13 protein-coding genes are annotated in these 18,923 nt (G+C 49.8%); 6 read left to right on the top strand and 7 right to left on the bottom strand.

Going from position 1 to position 18,923, the window contains the following annotated elements; translation table 11 throughout:
- Both SIB66_RS03880 and SIB66_RS03875 read left to right on the top strand, forming a co-directional pair.
- Positions 1–1,176 carry an HlyD family secretion protein gene (locus tag SIB66_RS03880; RefSeq protein WP_063406002.1) on the top strand — a complete coding sequence of 392 codons (1,176 nt, stop codon included), beginning with the start codon at positions 1–3 and terminating at the stop codon, positions 1,174–1,176.
- 337 nt (positions 1,177–1,513) lie between these two features.
- Entirely contained in the window at positions 1,514–4,012 is a 2,499-nt protein-coding gene (locus SIB66_RS03875) for a S8 family peptidase (RefSeq protein WP_063406003.1), read from the top strand.
- Between the two features lie 75 nt (positions 4,013–4,087).
- Here the strand turns inward: SIB66_RS03875 and SIB66_RS03870 are convergent, their stop codons facing one another.
- Positions 4,088–4,723, bottom strand: coding sequence for a precorrin-8X methylmutase (locus SIB66_RS03870; protein ID WP_063406004.1), 636 nt, complete (start codon positions 4,721–4,723; stop codon positions 4,088–4,090).
- A 65-nt stretch (positions 4,724–4,788) separates the two neighbouring features.
- Here SIB66_RS03870 and holA point away from each other — a divergent pair, with 65 nt between their 5' ends.
- Complete coding sequence (holA, locus tag SIB66_RS03865) at positions 4,789–5,799, top strand: DNA polymerase III subunit delta (RefSeq protein WP_063406005.1); 1,011 nt, start codon at positions 4,789–4,791, stop codon at positions 5,797–5,799.
- A 48-nt stretch (positions 5,800–5,847) separates the two neighbouring features.
- The gene (locus SIB66_RS03860; RefSeq protein WP_063406006.1) at positions 5,848–7,635 is read left to right on the top strand and encodes an aspartate kinase; all 1,788 of its coding nucleotides are present in this window, start codon (positions 5,848–5,850) and stop codon (positions 7,633–7,635) included.
- A gap of 616 nt (positions 7,636–8,251) precedes the next feature.
- Here the strand turns inward: SIB66_RS03860 and uvrB are convergent.
- The 3 genes from uvrB to SIB66_RS03845 form a co-directional block, all read right to left on the bottom strand.
- Positions 8,252–10,291 (bottom strand): excinuclease ABC subunit UvrB, encoded by a 2,040-nt coding sequence (gene uvrB, locus SIB66_RS03855; RefSeq protein ID WP_063421774.1) that lies wholly within the window; start codon positions 10,289–10,291, stop codon positions 8,252–8,254.
- A gap of 104 nt (positions 10,292–10,395) precedes the next feature.
- Complete coding sequence (locus SIB66_RS03850; RefSeq protein WP_063406008.1) at positions 10,396–10,815, bottom strand: phage holin family protein; 420 nt, start codon at positions 10,813–10,815, stop codon at positions 10,396–10,398.
- A gap of 44 nt (positions 10,816–10,859) precedes the next feature.
- Positions 10,860–11,636 (bottom strand): DUF561 domain-containing protein, encoded by a 777-nt coding sequence (locus SIB66_RS03845; protein ID WP_063406048.1) that lies wholly within the window; start codon positions 11,634–11,636, stop codon positions 10,860–10,862.
- 83 nt (positions 11,637–11,719) lie between these two features.
- Between SIB66_RS03845 and tilS the strand changes: the two genes are divergently transcribed.
- Entirely contained in the window at positions 11,720–12,751 is a 1,032-nt protein-coding gene (gene tilS / locus SIB66_RS03840) for a tRNA lysidine(34) synthetase TilS (RefSeq protein ID WP_063406049.1), read from the top strand.
- Entirely contained in the window at positions 12,712–14,772 is a 2,061-nt protein-coding gene (locus SIB66_RS03835) for a hypothetical protein (protein ID WP_413681391.1), read from the top strand. The genes tilS and SIB66_RS03835 overlap by 40 nt, the downstream gene beginning before the upstream one ends.
- A 61-nt stretch (positions 14,773–14,833) precedes the next feature.
- Here the strand turns inward: SIB66_RS03835 and SIB66_RS03830 are convergent, their stop codons facing one another.
- From SIB66_RS03830 to SIB66_RS03820, 3 genes are all read right to left on the bottom strand, one after another.
- Complete coding sequence (locus SIB66_RS03830; protein ID WP_063406009.1) at positions 14,834–16,837, bottom strand: ribonuclease J; 2,004 nt, start codon at positions 16,835–16,837, stop codon at positions 14,834–14,836.
- Between the two features lie 100 nt (positions 16,838–16,937).
- Entirely contained in the window at positions 16,938–17,846 is a 909-nt protein-coding gene (dapA, locus tag SIB66_RS03825) for a 4-hydroxy-tetrahydrodipicolinate synthase (RefSeq protein ID WP_063406010.1), read from the bottom strand.
- Positions 17,843–18,874 (bottom strand): aspartate-semialdehyde dehydrogenase, encoded by a 1,032-nt coding sequence (locus SIB66_RS03820; RefSeq protein ID WP_063406011.1) that lies wholly within the window; start codon positions 18,872–18,874, stop codon positions 17,843–17,845. The genes dapA and SIB66_RS03820 overlap by 4 nt, the downstream gene beginning before the upstream one ends.
- Between the last annotated feature and the right edge of the window lie 49 nt (positions 18,875–18,923).

Raw genomic sequence — 18,923 nt, 5'->3', positions numbered from 1 at the left:
ATGAACAAAAAGCCAAACCCCGTCGGCGGACTGATCCGCAGAGCTCAAAACCAACTAGAGCAGAAAGTGAGCTCTGTGTCACACGATGAAAGCGTGCTCCAGCAAAGCCGCTTTTGGATGCGTGCCGTGACCTGGAGCCTGATCGGCACGACAGCCTTTGCAGTGGGCTGGTTGACCATCGCGCGCACGGAAGAAATCGTTGTCGCACAAGGCAAACTTGAACCATTAGGCGATGTCAAAGAGATTCAAGTCCCAGTTGGAGGAATCGCTAGGGACATCCTTATCAAAGGAGGTGATCGCGTAAGTAAAGGTCAAATTTTGATCCAGCTCGACACTGAAGCATCCTCAGAACAAGTGAACTCCTTAGAAGCTCAGTTAACAAAAAAACAGCAACAACTAAAGCTCAAACTTGAAGAACAACAGGGAACCCTAGATCTCAGCCGAGAACAAGTCGCCACAACCAGAGATAATCTGGCCCTTGAACAAAAAATCCTTAGCCGGTTTGAATTTCTTAGCGCACAGGGCGCTTCCTCTGAGCTTCAGTATTTACAGCAACGCAACAAGGTACGAGAACTACGTGGAAGGGTCACCAAAGAGAAATTGGATGGCGCTCGTCAACAATCAATCCTCAATCAAGACATTGAACAGCTCAATTCCCAATTAGCCCAGCTTAAGGCTCGACTCACTGAAGCAAAAGTAACGCTGAAATACCAGTCTTTGCGTTCTCCAGTGGATGGGGTGGTTTTTGATCTCAAGCCAACCACACCTGGCTTTGTCGCCCAGTCAAGTGAACCGGTGCTCAAGATCGTGCCCTTCAACAACCTGGAAGCCGATGTGGAAATCCCCAGCAACAAAATTGGTTTCGTTCGCAAAGGCATGTCCGTTGACATCAGTATTGATTCCTTCCCCGCTACAGACTTCGGGGTACTGGAAGGCAAGGTTACTTCGATTGGATCCGACGCACTTCCACCCGATCAACAAAAACAACGACAGGAATACCACTTCCCAGCCACCATTGAGCTCGACAGCCAACAACTCAAACTCAAGAACGGCACTACGCTTCCCTTGCAAGTAGGAATGTCGCTAACTGCAAATATCAAACTGCGCAGTGTGAGCTATTTACAACTACTACTTGGCCAGTTCCAGAGTAAAACCGATTCACTCAGGCAACTATAAACTACACAAGAGAACATCAAATTTGACTGTCAGAACGCCAGGGCAACAATAAGGGAAGATTAAATAAAGCTAATGATTGACTGAAAAAGCAAGCGGCATCAAAATGTAGAGATGAAAGCCAAGGTATTAATAGCATCAGTATCAAGATTAATCTAGAACAATCAAATTCACAATCCATATCACATCTCATCAATCGTTGTAGAAAATAAAGGTGTGATCTACGTCACAATTGAATGTGTGTAAGTGCTCGACTCTAAAAGCTCTAGATCACATCTCAATTCATAAAAGTGATGGAAATTGATTGAGTCATTCAAAAAACATAGCCTTTTCTCCAATCATGAAGCGACTCTTCAGAACTATCACCACAAATAACAAGCAATCAAAAAGCAGAGACTTCATCAGTGAATCTCTCAATTTAGCAAAACCAACAGAAAATCAGGATACTCAAATTAGCGAAGGACATGCAAGCCACTATTACTATAATAGTAGTGAAATGCTTGAACAAGAACAGCCCTTTGAGCTAGAAGCGAGGAAAGAATCAAATGCAAGCAACAAAAACGAAGATCCTAATCGCGAAAGCAAGCTATCTTTTGGTAGACAAGAGGTTTCCAATTCTCGTAACCAGAATGACACGAGCCTAGAAGATCCGATTCTAGTAAATCAGCCGGCTCAAAACACATTTAGCCTACGCTTAAAACAGCCGTTTTCTTCATTCAATCATAGAGGCTTCTATTCCAAGGGCAATCAGCATGATCACGCTGCATCAGATCGTGATTCTAGTCACCATGAAAATTCCTGGGCCAGGGGCAATCAATCACCCGATGATTTCAATCACCAAGGCCAATTTAAAAGAAAGTCAAATAAGTTTTCCATGGGAAGACAAAACTGGATGGAAAGAAAAGCTCAACATGAGTTACCGCAAGATCGTACAAGCGGTGAACATGAAGCTGGCGAAGAAAGTGGATCACGCAACCCATTTAGCAAAGGTTTTGGTCAACAATCTTTCAATCATCTCCCAAGAGCATATGATGTCGATCTAAGCATAAGCATCAAGCCATGTGACTTGAGTGTAGGAAGTCCATTTGATTATGGTTATACCCGAATTTATGATGCATCACACGACGGCACGAAAAAAGAAGTGTTTGAAGATGGTGCAATCAGAATCAATTATGATGGCGATTTCTTAAATGATAATAGGTTGGATTTCTCAGATATTTTTGGCTGGAGTTGGGGCCCATTCTCAACAATGAAGATTGGCAGTGTTGAAGCTCAAGTCAATGCAATTCACTCCACTACAGGAGAAAATGTAGACCTAGGCGCATATACACTAGATCTCTCAGAAGATCGTTTCCTTGTCGATCTTAACGGTAAAATAGAAGCCTCTGAAAGCTTCCTCGACAGACGCAGTAGCTGGGACTTTGATGTAGATATTGATGCTGTTTTCGGAGGTGTAAGGCAAAACATAGAAGACTTTGATGAAACATTAACAATGATTGATGCCCTTGACTGGGGTACATTTGATGGAGACATTGAAGCCAATACTTTTAATTATTATAATATGGATATCTTGGGGTGGGTAGGTTCTGAATATGATTCAGGCAGAATTTACAAAGCTCGTGGTGGAACCGACGAACTAATACTCAATGGTATTGATAGTGCAGACATCAAGAGCTTCAATGGCGAAACCTTCAGCGGTCTGACTGATTACACAACGATCGGCGAACAGGCAATTTATCAAGGCACAGCTTTCGACATCTTGAGCCTCAAAAATGGAGATGAGATTTATCTACAAGGTTTTGAGAGGATTACCACCGAAGACGATAGCTACCGCATTAGAGAAGGAATGAGCGACAGTACAAAAGAACAATGGAATCTAAATGCTATGGATGCTGCAAGTGCATGGCGTTTCAACAAAGGTTCTGACAAGGTCAAGCTTGTTTCTCTAGATACTGGTCTTAATGACGTTGCAGGAAGTGTAACTGATGCTCATGATGAAATTAGTCATGTGCAAAATAAAAGTACAAAATCAAATAACTCTCATGGTCATCGAGCGATGAGTGTGATGGGCGCTAAGCATGACAGTGAAAACCTTGCAGGGATTGCTCCAGGGAGCCAACTTGTTGCCTATAACGTTTGGAGTGATACTTTTTATGAATCAATTGAAGATGCAAAAGATCAACGCAATTGTGATGAGCGTCTAGTATTTCAAAACGCAGCCTGGCTCACTAATCCTAGTTCTAACTGGCCTAGCGCAGAGGCAATGAAAACCTCTTTTGAAGAAACTCAAGAATATGCCTTCTTCTCTATTGCCGCCGGTAATGACTGGAATAAAGACACAGTTTGGGCTGCTGGGCAACAACCAGATGATTTAATTCCAGATGACACAACTGAACTGGATAATATTGCCATCGTTGGTGCTCTGAAGTTCACAGGCACAGAAGAAATCGATGCTATTACTGGTGGTTCAATTACTAATGTGACAGGAACTGAACTTGCTGGTTACTCAAATGCTGGTGATGGAATGACGATGGTTGCACCGACAGATAGCCAATCTATTGATGCCAATGGAACAGTAAGTTCTTTTGGCGGCACCTCTTGTGCAAGCCCTAATCTTGCTGGTGCAGCCGCATTGGTCTGGAGTGAGAATTTAGCTCTTACGGGTGTAGAGGTTAAAGACATCATCACGACTAGTGCTATGGATCTGGGAGACCCGGGGACTGACGACAGCTACGGTGCAGGCACAGTCAATATTGACTCAGCGGTCCGTCGTGCTCACGCCCTCTCAGCCGATCATGAATTAGCCAGTCTCTATAGCAATACAGATTTTCTAGCTTGATTCACAACGCTTTCTAAACGCATCTACTTTCATCGCCCTGGGCATATGTCCAGGGCTTTTGCTAGGAATTCAATCTCATTGATCCAACCAAGCACGACGCAACAGAGCATTGACCGTCGCTGCAACCAGACCAGCACCACCACGACTGCCCTCAAGGCGAATCTGAGCCAGCCCACTAGCCGAAAGCCTGCGCTTGCTTTCAGCCACACCGATAAACCCCACAGGCATGCCGATAATCAGGCTAGGAGGGGGTGCACCTGTAGACACCAAATCCAACAAAGCTTCCAAAGCCGTTGGAGCACTTCCAATCAGCACAATCGGCGCTTGTTGATCCGCATCTCTAGCCGCCAATTCTTGCCATGCGCATCGCAAGCCCTCAGCTGTTCGCGTGGAACCGTTTGGTGCCTCATCCGGAGCCCACTCGAGCACACTGGATACAGATGACTTCAACGTTCGCAGCGCCATCGGCTGCACTGCTACAGCTGCCATGGCCGTATCTGTGAGAATTGGCGCTCCGGCCTGCAAAGCAGCCAGTCCAAGCTCACAAGCCTCTGGAGTAAAGCGCAGCAAAGAAGTTAGGCCAAAATCCCCACTGCTATGGATCAAACGCTCCAGAACTTGCTGCTGCAAGGGATCCAAACCCGTTACACCCAACTGCTCCCGAATGCGGCGAATGCTTTCCGTGAAGATCGGATGATCAAGCGACTTCACGTTTCTGCCTTAAGCCGGATAGACATCAAGCATCATCAGATAACGATCTTCGGTCTGCCGCTGCAATGCCGATCCATCTCATCTGGGGCGATGATGCCGCCGCCCGAGACCACGCCATCGAGACTCTGATCGGCGATGTTGTCGATCAAGCATGGAGCAGCATCAACCTCAGCCGCCTCGATGGAGCTGATGCTGGGCAAGCCAGCCAAGCCTTGGCAGAAGCACGCACACCACCCTTCGGAAGTGGCGGACGACTGGTGCTGTTAAAGCGCAGTCCGTTCTGCAACGCTTGCCCTAGCGAACTTGCCAATCGTTTCGAAGACGTACTCGATCTGATTCCAGAAACCAGCCACCTGGTGCTATGCAACCCCAACAAACCTGACGGCCGACTGCGAACAACGAAGGCCTTACAAAAGCTTGTGAAGTTGAAGCAAGCCAGCGAAAAAAGCTTTCTCCTGCCAGCGATCTGGGATGGTGCCGGTCAGCAGGAGCTGGTAGAACGAACCGCCCGCGACTTAGGTCTGCAGCTGGAGCCTGAAGCCACTACAGCGCTGGTGGAAGCCATCGGCAATGACAGTACGCGACTCACCGCAGAGCTGCAAAAACTGGCTCTCCATGCCGACATTCGCCAAGAAAGCGCAACTGCTAACCAATCACCAACTTTGATTAAAGCCGAAAACGTAGCCGCGCTGATTGAAGGAATGGCCACCAATGCACTACAGGTTGGAGATTCACTCTTGGCAGGCCATGCCGGAGAAGCGATCGCCCGTCTTGATGCACTCCTTGATGCCGGTGAGCCAGCACTTCGCATCGTGGCCACCTTGACAGGCCAAATCAGAGGTTGGCTTTGGGTGAGTTTGCTGGAGCAGCAAGGGGAACGAGATGTGAACGTGATTGCCAAAGCAGCAGGCATTGGCAACCCCAAGCGGATCTACGTGATGCGGAAACAACTACAGGGCCGGCCACCGCAGCGATTCCTCACCCTGCTCAGTCGCTTGCTTGAAGTAGAAGCCGCCCTCAAGCGAGGTGCAATCCCTACTGATGCCTTCCGCGACGGGTTACTCAGCACTCCCTAATCCAGTGACGACACGCTGAAATAATCAGAACGTGTATCAAAGGCATGGATGGCGTTGCTGGTGCAAAAATTCGGCGGGTCATCCGTCGGCAACGTCGAACGCATCCAAGCCGTCGCTGAGCGGATTGCGACCAGCAAAGATCTCGGCCACGACCTGGTGATTGTGGTATCCGCTATGGGCCAAACCACTGATGAACTCACAGCCCTAGCGAAAGTGATCAGCAGCAATCCCCCTCAACGGGAAATGGACATGCTGCTAGCCACCGGAGAACAGGTTTCGATCTCCTTGCTTGCAATGGCACTTCATGAACTGGGCATACCAGCCATTTCGATGACTGGAGCCCAAGTGGGCATCGTGACAGAGTCTGCCTATGGCCGCGCTCGAATCCTAGACGTCCGCACTGAGCGCCTGCAATCCCTTTTGAGCACTGGCAAGGTGGTAGTCGTAGCAGGCTTCCAGGGCACAAGCCTGAGCAGCGTTGGCACCGCAGAGATCACCACCCTCGGCCGCGGTGGTTCAGATACATCTGCAGTTGCTATAGCAGCCGCCCTAGGAGCAGATACCTGCGAGATCTACACCGATGTACCAGGAGTACTCACAAGTGATCCACGTCAGGTAAGCGATGCCCAACTGATGCAAGAAGTGAGTTGCGACGAGATGCTTGAGCTAGCCAGTCTGGGCGCCTCCGTGTTGCACCCTCGTGCAGTCGAGATCGCCCGCAACTTTGGAGTCGCCCTGGTCGTGCGTTCTAGCTGGAGCAACGAAGCCGGAACCAAGCTCACAAGCAAAACAAAGCGCCCCATCGGTCGAGAAGGTCTAGAGCTTGGTCGGCCTGTGGATGGCGTTGAACTTGCCGAAGGTCAAGCGGTGATCGCCCTCTCTCACGTGCCAGATCAACCGGGTGTCGCAGCCACACTTTTTGAGAACCTCTCTAGCGATGGCGTGAATGTGGACCTAATCATCCAATCAACCCATGACGGCAACAGCAATGACATTGCCTTCACAGTGGCCGAAGCCGACTTAACGAAAGCCCACTCACTTTGCGAAGGGCTGCTTAAAACCGTCGGTGGCCAACTCTCAGCTGAAGCCGGAATGAGCAAACTAAGCATCAGCGGAGCAGGAATCATGGGACGCCCCGGTATCGCCGCAAGCCTTTTCGACACGATCTCACGGGCAGGAATCAACCTACGGCTGATCGCTACCAGTGAGGTGAAAGTCAGCTGCGTAATCGATGCAACGCTGGGCAGCAAAGCCCTGCGTGCAGTCAGCACAGCCTTTGAACTCAGCGACAGCCAAGTACGCATCAATCCTTTGGTCAACGGCAAAGGTGAACCAGAGGTTCGAGGGGTAGCACTCGATCAAGGTCAGGCCCAGCTAAGTGTGCGAAGGGTGCCGAATCGGCCTGGGACAGCAGCAGCTCTTTGTTCAGCGATGGCAGAGGCAGGAATCAGCCTCGATGCAATCGTGCAATCGGAGCGACAACATGACGATGGAAGCCGGGATATCAGCTTCACCCTCAAGCGCGATGAGCGAGAGCAAGCCAATAAGACTCTTGCCCCCCTACTTGCGCAATGGCCAGGAGCCAATCTGGAAGACGGTCCTGCAATAGCCCGGGTGAGCGCAGTGGGTGCAGGCATGCCCGCCACCGCAGGTACAGCAGGGCGGATGTTCCGAGCTCTCGCAGATGCAAAGATCAATATCGCCATGATCGCCACCAGTGAAATCCGCACAAGTTGCGTGGTAGCTGAACCCGATGGGGTCAAGGCGCTGCAATCAGTGCATAAAGGCTTTGGGCTAGGTGAAGAAGCTGATCATCCAGTGCAAATCAACTCGTAATGGCTTAGAAGTTCAGCTAGGCAATCATTCAGCAGAAAGACAGACAGTTTTCATGGCTTGATTCAGCTTCAAATAAACGTTGCGCCAACCTTCCAGTGTTGTTCTGATGGGTATAGGCCTCAGCTTCCTGCAATAAAGCAAAACGGCTAACAGCCTCAGCAGAGACAAGTCATCCCAATGGCTCAACACCCTTTAGATCACAATGAAGATATGAAGCAAATAGATGAACTCATTACTAATCAAGAGGCAGAGCACCTCTAGAGATATCGACCTTCACTGCAATGTAATAGTGCCCAATGAGCCATTAAAGCCCCTATGGCTGGCATGCTTACGAGCTAATCAGCTGCACCGCTAAGCACCATTACACCAATTCGCGGCCCTGTCTCAATGAACTCATGCGCGAACTCAATAAGCCGCCCAGCACAAAGTTGTTTCGAGCTTATTTCGGCTACAGAAAAACTCGCTCAAGACTCCTCAAGTCGTTGTCTTGATTCAAAGAACCACGCCATTCAGACTAATGAACAAGGATCAAGCTTCCAGCAACTACAAGTATCAGATGGAATACAAACAAAAGGTGCTTTATACAAAAGAGGATCGCATGAACAATGGCAAATGATCAAGTATTGCGAATCAGCTTCTGCCTGAACTTCTTGATGCGATCGCGCAGGCTTGCTGCTTCCTCAAAATTAAGATTCTTGGCAGCTTCTTTCATCTTTGTTTCGAGCTGATCAATCAACTCAGGCAAAGCATCAAGGGCTAAGCCAGCATCCTGAGCTGAATCAAGCGCATCAACAGCCCGCCCAGTAATCTGAACCAAGTCAGCATCTTTACCATCCGTCTGTAAGCGCCTTGATAACTCGAGAAACGAGAGGATCGAATTGCTCGCTCTCTTACCCGCTGGCCTTGGCACGATGCCATTCAGTTCGTTGTAAGCCTTTTGAATCTCGCGTCTTCGCTCAGTTTCACTAATCGCTCTTGCCATCGCATCTGTCAAGTTGTCTGCATAAAGAAGTGCCATCCCATCCACATGCCTAGCCGCACGACCAATGGTCTGAATCAGCGACCGCTCTGCTCTCAAGAAACCTTCCTTATCAGCATCAAGAATGACCACTAACGACACCTCCGGAAGATCCAAACCTTCTCGAAGAAGATTGACACCCACAAGAACATCATATTCGCCTAATCTCAAATCCTGAATAATCTCAATGCGCTCGATTGAATGGATCTCAGAGTGTAGATAACGAACGCGCACATCATTCTCAGCCAGATAATCGGTAAGATCTTCCGCCATACGTTTGGTCAGGGTGGTAATTAACACTCTCTCCTGCTTCTTTGCTCTGATACGTATTTCTCCTAACAAGTCGTCGACCTGGCCTTGCGTCGGTCGCACTTCCACCAAGGGATCAAGAACCCCTGTCGGCCGAATCACCTGTTCAGCCAGCTGACCATCACTCTGCGTGAGCTCCCAATCACCTGGTGTCGCACTAACAAATACAGTTTGCCTCGCCTTCCTCCAGAATTCCTCACTCTTGAGAGGACGATTATCAGCAGCACTAGGCAATCGAAAACCATGCTCAATTAAAACTTTCTTACGAGCTTGATCGCCGTTGTACATCGCCTTAAGCTGAGAACAGGTCACATGACTTTCATCCACAACCAGTAGCCAATCATCAGGGAAATAGTCAATCAAGCATTCAGGAGGCGTGCCCGCGGAACGTCCTGCCAGATGGCGAGCATAGTTTTCAACACCATTGCAATAACCAACCTCCCGCAACATCTCCAAGTCGTAGGTAGTGCGTTGCTCCAAACGCTGCGCTTCCAAAAGCTTGCCTTGTTCATTGAGCACCTGCAAGCGCCCACGCAGCTCATCACGAATCGCTTGAACTGCAACATTGAGTCGCTCTTTAGGAGTCACAAAATGCTTGGCCGGATAAATATTAATGGCTTCCAAGCTTTGCAAAATCTCACCTGTTGTTGGGTCCAGATAACGGATTGCCTCTACCTCATCACCAAAAAGCTCAATACGCACTAGCCGATCTTCATAAGCAGGGCCAATCTCCAAAACATCCCCTCTCACGCGAAAGCGACCCCGCGTAATGTCGAAATCATTTCGACTATATTGGTTCTCAACCAACTCCCGTAATGCACTGCGAATATTGAGTGTTTCACCAACTTTAAACTTGACAGCAGCTTTTAGATATTCACTTGGTATTCCTAGGCCATAAATGCAGCTGATTGAAGCTACTACAATGACATCATTTCGCTCAAACAAGGAACGCGTTGCTGAATGACGTAGCATATCAATTTCTTCATTAATCGAAGATGTCTTGGCTATGTAGGTATCACTAACAGGCACGTAAGCCTCTGGCTGATAATAATCATAGTAAGAAATAAAATATTCAACAGAATTATCAGGAAAGAACTCCCTAAACTCATTGCATAGTTGGGCAGCAAGTGTCTTGTTATGAGCCAAGACAAGAGCCGGACGTCCAGTCTGAGCAATCAAATTGGCAATCGTGAATGTCTTACCCGTACCGGTCGCTCCTAAAAGCGTCTGATAACGCTGGCCCTGATTGACCCCCTCCACCAAGCGAGCAATCGCAGTGGGCTGATCCCCCTTGGGGCTATAGGGCGCCTTGAGGTGATACTTCGGCATTAGGGCCGTAACGGGCAGCCGCTTAGCTTATGAGCAGATGCCATGAACAGGCTATTCCAGACTTTCTCCAACGCTGATGACCTTCTAACCAATGCCTTGAACTCTCAGGCTGAAAGCAAAGCAGCTCTCATGAACTCAACATCAGCGATGCCGAGAGATGACAACACAATCGTGCTCACAACGCTGTAAAAGACAGCGCCGCAGATGGCACTAAGCAAACCGTTCTTGAGCCGAAAACCATTAATCAGCCAGGCTGCCAAAGCAAATAAAAAGACCGTGATCAACCAGTTGAACAAAAACGACACTGGCCAGATCAGCCCCCCCAAGGACGTAAGTGCCCAGAATGGACCCAACAGCAACTTGAGAGGCACGATCAACAACGTACCCAATAGGCCAATCATCACGGCCGACCACAAAGCTGTGCTGAAATTGGCCATCTCAATGCCAAGGGGCAACGCAGCAACCAATAACAAAATGAGGGCCCGAATGGGCCATTGCAACAACCAGCCGAGCGATTCCAGCATTTAAAACAACCTACGCAAAGCAGCTGACTAAAGAGTAATTAACGCTAGTGAATTACTGCAGATTTGGGCGTACTGAGAGCTTCACGCAAGCCCCGCACAACAGCAATCATTGCCAGCTCATCATTGAGACGGTTAACCGCCGATCCAACACCGACACCAGCAGCACCAGCAGCAATAGCCATGGGCACCGTCACTGCCGATAAACCAGAAGCACAAAGCACAGGAACTACCCGATCAGCAGCCTTCAGTGCGCTAAAAATGCTGTGTGCAGCAGCCAAAGTTGGAGCAGCTTTCTCAATCAAGCCAAGACTTCCAGCACTAAATGGCTTAGCGCTCGTGCCGCCCTCCGTCTGAATCAGATCGGCACCGGCAGCAACCAGATCCACTGCTAGTTGCTCCTGCTGATCCATCGGCAACACATGGGGCACGGTCACACTCAACACCACCTCAGGCAACAACACCCTGGTTAAACGAGTCAGCTCCAAGACTTCGGCGGCACCAAAGATCCGGCCCTGAGGATAAAAAGCATCGAAATTTCCAATTTCCACCATGGCAGCACCAACTGCAACAGCTGCAGGGAACAGCTCAGGGTCCACCGCTGACACACAAACCGGAACTCCAGCGGATTCCCGGATCGCCAGTTGCACCAGCTCTGGATCACAAGCCACATCAATCAAATCAGCGCCACCGTGGCCAGCAGCCCGCGCCACCTGCGCCACCGAGAGGGCCTCGAAATTCATCAAACCAGCGATCACCTTGAGGGCCGAGCGCTGCTCGAGACGCTGACGCAAGTGTGTTGACAAGTGAGCGAGGCGGGTCATTTCATCAACGATCTGTAGATCCATACTCCCATTTGCCAGGCACCTGCACGGCAGACTGGCCTCAGCTGAATGACCACTGCGCTATGGCCTCATCCAGCTCAGCGCAGCTGCCCTGGAGCGCCTGGCACGCGCGTCTGCATCACAAACTGCTAGCGAATCCAGATCTACTGCCAGCAGAAGTCTCACTATTGATCGCCGTGTCCGGCGGTCAAGATTCGATGGCCCTGCTTGGCCTATTGATCGATCTCCAACGAAAACATGGCTGGTCTTTAGAGGTGTGGCATGGCGACCACAACTGGCATGAACAATCGGCAACGATCGCAACTCAACTCAAGAATTGGTGTGAATCACACAACTTGAGCTTCTGGTCTGATCAAGCCAAACCTGAACAAACCAACAACGAAGCCAAAGCGCGACATTGGCGATATGAACAACTGACGCTTCACGCAGAACGCTTGTCATCCAACAACCCAAACCATCCATGCCGGTATGTGCTCACAGGCCACACCAGTTCTGATCGAGCTGAAACCTTGCTACTCAACCTTGCCCGTGGTACGGACCTCGCTGGACTGAGCAGCATGCGCCAATGCAGGCCGATCAGCAAAGACAATCCTCACAAAAACGTGCAGCTCATACGCCCTTTGCTGGGGTTCTCGCGTAAGGACACCGCCCTGATTTGCAGCGAGCTGTCCTTACCTATCTGGCTTGATCCTGCCAATTCCAATCCAGACTTCAGCCGCAACCGAATCCGCCAAGAAGTGCTACCAGTACTGGAATCGCTGCATCCGGGCTGCAGCCTGCGCATGGCCGCTCTCGCCGAAAGGCTCAACCATCACCATGCAGACCAGCAAGCCATCGCCATGCTGGCTCTAAACAACCTCAGCAAGCAAAGCGGCCTCTGTCGTAAGGACCTGGGCCAACTACCGATCACAGCAAGAACAACTCTGTTGGCCTATTGGCTAAAGCGATCAGGAGCACCAAGTCTGCCAGCAGTCCAACTTGAACAGATCAGCCAAAGCATTGCCCCGGGAAAACCACCTGGCTCTCTACACCTCGCGCAGGGCTGGAAAGTCCAATGGCAGCGAAACTCGGTACAACTAGAACATCACGACTGACTCCGGTGGACGGCGACTTCCAACAGCAGTACCTGGCCGCCGAGAAGGCCTATGGGGCAGGAAATTACGAAGCAGCTCAATCAATCTGTGAACGCCTGCTAGGCCAACTAGAGCTGCATCAGAAAGGCCCTGAGCAAGAAGCAATGCTGGCCTGGCGGGCCTTTGTTGCACTGCTAATGGGCCACGTCCTGCTCTACGGAATGAACGATATCCAACAAGCCAAACACCACTACAACCTGGTTCTAGATAGCCAACCACAAGACACTTTGAAAGAACTCGCCGAACAAGGCTTAGAACGATGCCAAGGCGAATTACAACGGCAACCAGCAACAACACAAGCAGAAGCGAGAGAGGCTGGCTCAGCATTTGAACAACAAGAAGCTTCACAAGCCTTGCAAACGGAGGCCAGCACAAGCGCGCTGCTACCTGAACTGCTTCGCGACCCATTCCTGAAGGCAGATACAGCGATCAACACCCAAGCCAATGGAGCAGAATTACCGGTATTTCTTCAACATCAAGACCCGGCAGAAGCAATCGCAAAGGATGCCAATCGCCAGCAATCAACAGATCTCATTCGTGATCCATTCCTTTCTCAAGAGCACACAATCATCAGCGCAACAAATACGCAAACAACAACACCAACTTGGCTCAAATCAACAACTGATAATGATGGTAATTCAACGTCAAAGGAATCAACCCAAGCAGCTAAAGAACATTTTAATAACAAGAGCAGCGATCAAGAATCGGTTCAAAAATCAGGGGGAAAAAATCAGTCAATAAAATCACAAATCATTGAGCAAAATGTCAACTCATCAGAGTCATTCATTGAGGAAGAAAAGGCAGAGCCTCAGGATACAAAAAATCGCGAAGTCAGCGTAATCAAGCAACAACAAAACCCAGAATCAAACAGAGAAATTGAGATCGGACCAAACTCTGAATCCAAAGAGATCCAATCAGACGCAAAAACCGTCGATGTCGCCATCGTTGAATATAAGGAGCCTAATGATAGCAATGACGGCTTTGAGATCTCCAAATCACAATCAGAAATTGCTCTGATTACAAGTGAGCATGAAGACAACGGCAATATACAAGACAATCTTCCAGAAGACTTGCCAGCTGATATTGCACAAGACCTACTCAAAAACTCGATCATGCGGGTGATGGTGCCGCGCACAGGAGCAGAAACGCAACCACCTCAAGCAAAAATAGACAATAAAGCAAAAAAATCTGCAATTAAATCCATCAATAAGTCTGCCGAAGTCCCCAAAACAAACGAAGTGCTTAACTCCAAGCTTGAAGTCATCAAAGCAATCAAAGATGGTTGGGATGGCTTCCGTAAATCTCCCCGAGAATTTATTGTCTTCACTCTACTTATCGGTGCATTGAGCTTAGGCTTTCAAGCAATAGGCAGCCTTCTAGTTAATGAGAACAACCCTATAAATAATGGCACGATAATCATTATCGTCTGCTCAATCCTTGGCAATGCAATTGTCAACCTTTGGGGCTTGACAGGAATGATTCGAGGGTCCTGGATGGTACTCAACGGCCAACGCCCTAATTTTGCTGATTTCATCCGCTGGGATGGTAGTGCTTATTTACGCCTATTTACCAGGCAATTAGTTTTTGGATTCTTATTATTTCTGCTCATCATTACTGGCGGCCTGCTTGCAGGTGGCCTGGCAATCATTAATCAGATTGTGATGTTCATACCAGTGATTATTATTGCAATTTTTGGGGTCATTCTGAGTATTAATCAAATTTTTCTTCCCTGGATCGCTTTACTAGAAGAGCTTGGCCCAATAGCAACAATCCAGCGCGGCTGGCAGGTTGTCAATCCATCCTGGTTGATGGTGGCCCTACTTGCCCTCTTCCAACTCCTGATCTTGACGGTCGGAACACTGCTCTGTTTTGTTGGGCTGTTGGGCGCAGCTCCATTAGCAGCTTGCATCTCCACGGCTGCCTACCGACAACTTTTCAAAGCAGAAGCTGACCAAAGCGTTGCTCTAAGCAACGCCAACTGAATCACCAGGGTCTAGTCAGAGCCAAAACTGCGTCAATGCAAACCAGCCAAAGGGTCTTGCCTTAGGCAACAGCTGAGCGACGGCGGCGTGTGCGACCAGAAGGCATCTCTGCTGACTCAGGTTCAGATTGAGTCTTGACATTGGCTTGATCAGAAACCGTCTTAGTAGCCGACCTTGCTGACACAGCTGCCGCAACCTTGACAGGAGCCGCAGCTGGAGTTCGGCGCCCGTTACTAGCCAGATCACGATCGCCACGAATGCGGGTCACCGATCGATCCTCAGGTTCAGCATCAGCCATACCCTTATAAGCAGGTGTTCCGCCTGGTGCCGGCTGCACTAGGCACAGAAGCAAAGGCTCAACTTGTAACTCACGACGCATACGACGACCCAAGCCCACTTCCACTTCTCGCTGCAAACCCATCCAATCCACTTCAGGAGTTTTGCCATCCGTTTGACGAGAAAACTGCTTCCAGCGGTTTTCCAACACCCAGCTTATTTCCCGTTCAGTCCAAATCGACATCTTGCGGGGGTCAGCAGCGGTCACGACACCTCGCAAGTTCACTCTTGGCGGTGCAACCATCACTCCATCGGTACTGATTGCAGCCAGCACAGTGACAACACCATCTTCAGCAAGTTGCTGGCGCTCTTTCAAAACACGAGCATCAACAATGCCATTGCGAGAAGCATCAAGAAGTTCAATTCCTGCTTTTACTGAGTCTCCTTTACTAATCGAATCAGCTGAAAGTTGAACGACATCACCATTATCAAGAATCAAAATATTTTCGCTAGCTACGCCCATCGACTGCGCAGTCTTACTGTGGCAAATAAGCATGCGATGCTCACCATGTACTGGCACAAAAAACTTTGGCTTTGTTAAAGCCAGCATCAACTTGTGATCCTCCTGGAAGCCATGCCCAGACACATGGATACCCTCTCCCTTGCCATAGACCACCTTGGCTCCCAGCATCATCAAGCGGTCAATGGTATTAACAACTGAGATCGTATTACCCGGAATCGGACTCGCCGAAAAGATAATCGTGTCAGTATTCTTGACCTGCACATGTTGATGTTCTCCGCGTGAGATGCGACTTAACGCAGCCAACGGTTCGCCCTGACTCCCTGTCATCAACAACAGAGTCTCGCGATCAGGCATATCACGAATCTGTTTGATCGGTACGAACAGATCATCAGGTGCACGCATATAGCCGAGTTCACGCGCCTTAGCGATCACATTGAGCATCGATCGCCCAAGCAAACCAACTTTGCGTCCGTTCTTTAAGGCCAGCTCCAAAATCATTGAAACGCGGTGAATAGAGCTCGCAAAAGTTGTAATAATCACTCGACCATCAGCTTGAGCAATATGGCGATCTAAAGCAGGAAATACCGATCGCTCAGGTGGGCAGAAGCCAGGCACCTCAGCATTGGTTGAATCACTGAACAAACACAAAACACCTTGCTCGCCGTGATGTGCAAGGCGAGCCATATCAAAATTTTCACCATCCACAGGAGTATGGTCAAACTTGAAGTCTCCTGTGAAGATCACCGAGCCAACAGGAGTGGTGATGGCAAGCGAAAAGCTATCTGCCATCGAGTGAGTATTGCGGATAAATTCCACCGAAAAATGTTGTCCAACCTTGACAACATCTCTTGGACTCACGGTCTGGATCGTGGTGCGATCTGTAACACCAGCCTCTTCCATCTTTCCCTGGAGCATTGACATGGCCAGACGCGGGCCATAGATCACTGGAATATTGAAGTGCTTGAGGTGATGAGGAATCCCACCAATATGATCTTCATGACCATGGGTCACGATCATGCCGCGGATGCGCTTTTGGTTCTCGCGTAGATAACTGGTGTCTGGCATCACCACATTGACGCCATGCATTCCATCACTGGGGAATGCCAGGCCAGCATCCACCATCATGATGTCGTCGCCGTACTCGAACACGCAGGTGTTCTTGCCAATCTCATGGAGCCCACCAAGGGGAATCACTCGTAAGCAGGGCTCTTTGGCTTTACCGTCTCTAGAAGAAGTGGATCTGGAAATGGTGGAACTGGACGTCATGACAAAAGCGTACGAAAACTATTTGGGGACTGAAATGAAGCGAGCGCTCATGGCGAAAAGCTAAAGCGTCAAGCAATCAATGTGGGAAACAGCCGTGGCGTCAGGTCTGACACAAGGCAGTCAAGGTGTTTGAAAGAGCATCTCGCATAACGGGATCAAGGGGAAGCAAAGGGAGGCGGGGGGGTCCGACCGGCCAACCGCTGAGCTCGAGGGCTGCTTTAACAGGAATCGGATTGGTGGTGACAAATAGAGCCTTGAATAAAGGTTGCAACTGCTCGTGATAACTGAGGGCAAGAGCACCCTGACCATTGAGATAGGCCTCAATCATCGCCTTAAGCCGACGACCTACAAGGTGACTTGCGACACTCACCACCCCAACAGCCCCCACCGACATCATGGGCAAAAGCAAGCCATCGTCGCCGCTGTAAACAGCCAGTTTTGAACCACACTGCAACCTCAACTGCGTCACTTCATCCGTGGTGCCACTAGCGGCTTTGAAACTCACCACATTCGGACATTCCATCAACCTTGCAACTGTTGCTGGAGCAAGCGAGCAGCCAGTCCGCCCAGGAATGTTGTAGAGCATCAGCGGCAACTCAGGGGCAGCCTGGGCAATAGCCCTGAAATGGGCTTCAAGACCTTCCTGCGGAGGCTTGTTGTAATAAGGAACAACCACCAATGCCCCATCAGCACCCACCGCAGCTGCCTGAGTGGTGGCCTCTATCGCTTCAGCGGTGCTATTGCTACCAGTACCGGCAAGAACCTTCACGCCTGGCCCCACTGCCTGACGGACCACCCCAAGCAATTGATGTTGCTCCTGCCAGCTGAGAGTGGGCGATTCCCCAGTCGTGCCGCAGACAACCAGCCCATCAGATCCCTCATCTACGAGATAGCGAGCAAGACGACCAGCCAAAGCCAGATCAACGCATCCATCAGCGTCAAAAGGTGTGACCATGGCCGTCAGCAAACGGCCAAAAGGAGTTGGAGACAACTCAGCAGCAGAGCTCATGATGACGACAACAACAATTCTGCAATTTGGATCGCATTTAGAGCAGCACCTTTACGGATCTGATCCCCGCATAGCCAAAGCTCGAGAGAATTGGGATCACTGATGTCCTGCCGAATGCGACCCACTGCAACCGGATCGCGATCAGTGACATCGGTAGGCATGGGAAAGCGATTCTGCTCAAAATCTTCGATTAACTCGAGCCCCGCTGCCACCTTCAGCAATTGGCGAGCTTCTTCCACTGGAAAAGACTCGTCAAACTCAATATTCACAGCCTCCGAATGGGCTCTAAGTACAGGCACCCGAACACAAGTTGCGGTAAAGCGCAAATCAGGAAGGCCCATAATTTTGCGCGTTTCATTGACCATTTTCATTTCCTCCTCGCAATAGCTATTGGCCATCAATGGAGAGTTGTGCAGGAACAAGTTGAAGGCAAGGGAATGAGGAAGCACTTCACTACAAGGGGTGTCGCCCGCTAATACAACCTGAGTGAGCTGCTTTAGCTCCTCCATAGCGCGTGCACCTGCACCACTCGCCGACTGATAGGTGCTGACAACAACGCGACGCAAAGCACGTCTTGCAGCCAAAGGTGCCAGCACCAGAGTTAACAAAATCGTGGTGCAATTCGGATTTGCAATCACCCCCTGATGCTCTGCAACCGCCTCAGGATTGACCTCTGGCACCACGAGTGGCACGTCGGCATCCATCCTGAAGGCACTGGAGTTGTCAATCATCAGCGCACCGGCTGAGTTGATCACTTGCCGCCACTGACGCGATACGGATCCACCAGCTGAGGCCAGCACCAAATCAACCCCCTCAAAAGCAGCTGCGCTCACCTCCTGAACGACGAGGCTGGAGCCATTCCAAGGTTGAACATGGCCCGCAGAACGCGCAGATGCCAATAAGCGCAACTCACTAATGGGAAACGAGCGTTCCTGCAGCAGCTGCAGCAGCTCCTGACCCACTGCGCCACTGGCACCAAGCACAGCAACTGTGAGGGGACGATCGGGAAAAAACGATATGGGAAGCAAGCGATGAGATCAGGTTGTTGACTGAGTTCAGGGGTTCGATCTCAATAAA

Origin of the sequence: Prochlorococcus sp. MIT 1318, assembly GCF_047304505.1 — a bacterium.
Taxonomy (GTDB): Bacteria; Cyanobacteriota; Cyanobacteriia; order PCC-6307; family Cyanobiaceae; genus Prochlorococcus; species Prochlorococcus marinus_D.
Note: the sequence above shows the minus strand (reverse complement) of the source record. Positions and strands in the feature narration are given on the sequence as shown.

What these genes read in the sequence shown, in the direction of transcription:
- SIB66_RS03830 (WP_063406009.1), bottom strand. Translation starts at nt 16,837, where the DNA reads ATGACGTCCAGTTCCACCATTTCCAGATCCACTTCTTCTAGAGACGGT.
- SIB66_RS03860 (WP_063406006.1), top strand. Translation starts at nt 5,848, where the DNA reads ATGGCGTTGCTGGTGCAAAAATTCGGCGGGTCATCCGTCGGCAACGTC.
- SIB66_RS03835 (WP_413681391.1), top strand. Translation starts at nt 12,712, where the DNA reads ATGGCAGCGAAACTCGGTACAACTAGAACATCACGACTGACTCCGGTG.
- SIB66_RS03880 (WP_063406002.1), top strand. Translation starts at nt 1, where the DNA reads ATGAACAAAAAGCCAAACCCCGTCGGCGGACTGATCCGCAGAGCTCAA.
- dapA (WP_063406010.1), bottom strand. Translation starts at nt 17,846, where the DNA reads ATGAGCTCTGCTGCTGAGTTGTCTCCAACTCCTTTTGGCCGTTTGCTG.
- tilS (WP_063406049.1), top strand. Translation starts at nt 11,720, where the DNA reads ATGGCCTCATCCAGCTCAGCGCAGCTGCCCTGGAGCGCCTGGCACGCG.
- SIB66_RS03850 (WP_063406008.1), bottom strand. Translation starts at nt 10,815, where the DNA reads ATGCTGGAATCGCTCGGCTGGTTGTTGCAATGGCCCATTCGGGCCCTC.
- holA (WP_063406005.1), top strand. Translation starts at nt 4,789, where the DNA reads ATGCCGATCCATCTCATCTGGGGCGATGATGCCGCCGCCCGAGACCAC.
- uvrB (WP_063421774.1), bottom strand. Translation starts at nt 10,291, where the DNA reads ATGCCGAAGTATCACCTCAAGGCGCCCTATAGCCCCAAGGGGGATCAG.
- SIB66_RS03875 (WP_063406003.1), top strand. Translation starts at nt 1,514, where the DNA reads ATGAAGCGACTCTTCAGAACTATCACCACAAATAACAAGCAATCAAAA.
- SIB66_RS03845 (WP_063406048.1), bottom strand. Translation starts at nt 11,636, where the DNA reads ATGACCCGCCTCGCTCACTTGTCAACACACTTGCGTCAGCGTCTCGAG.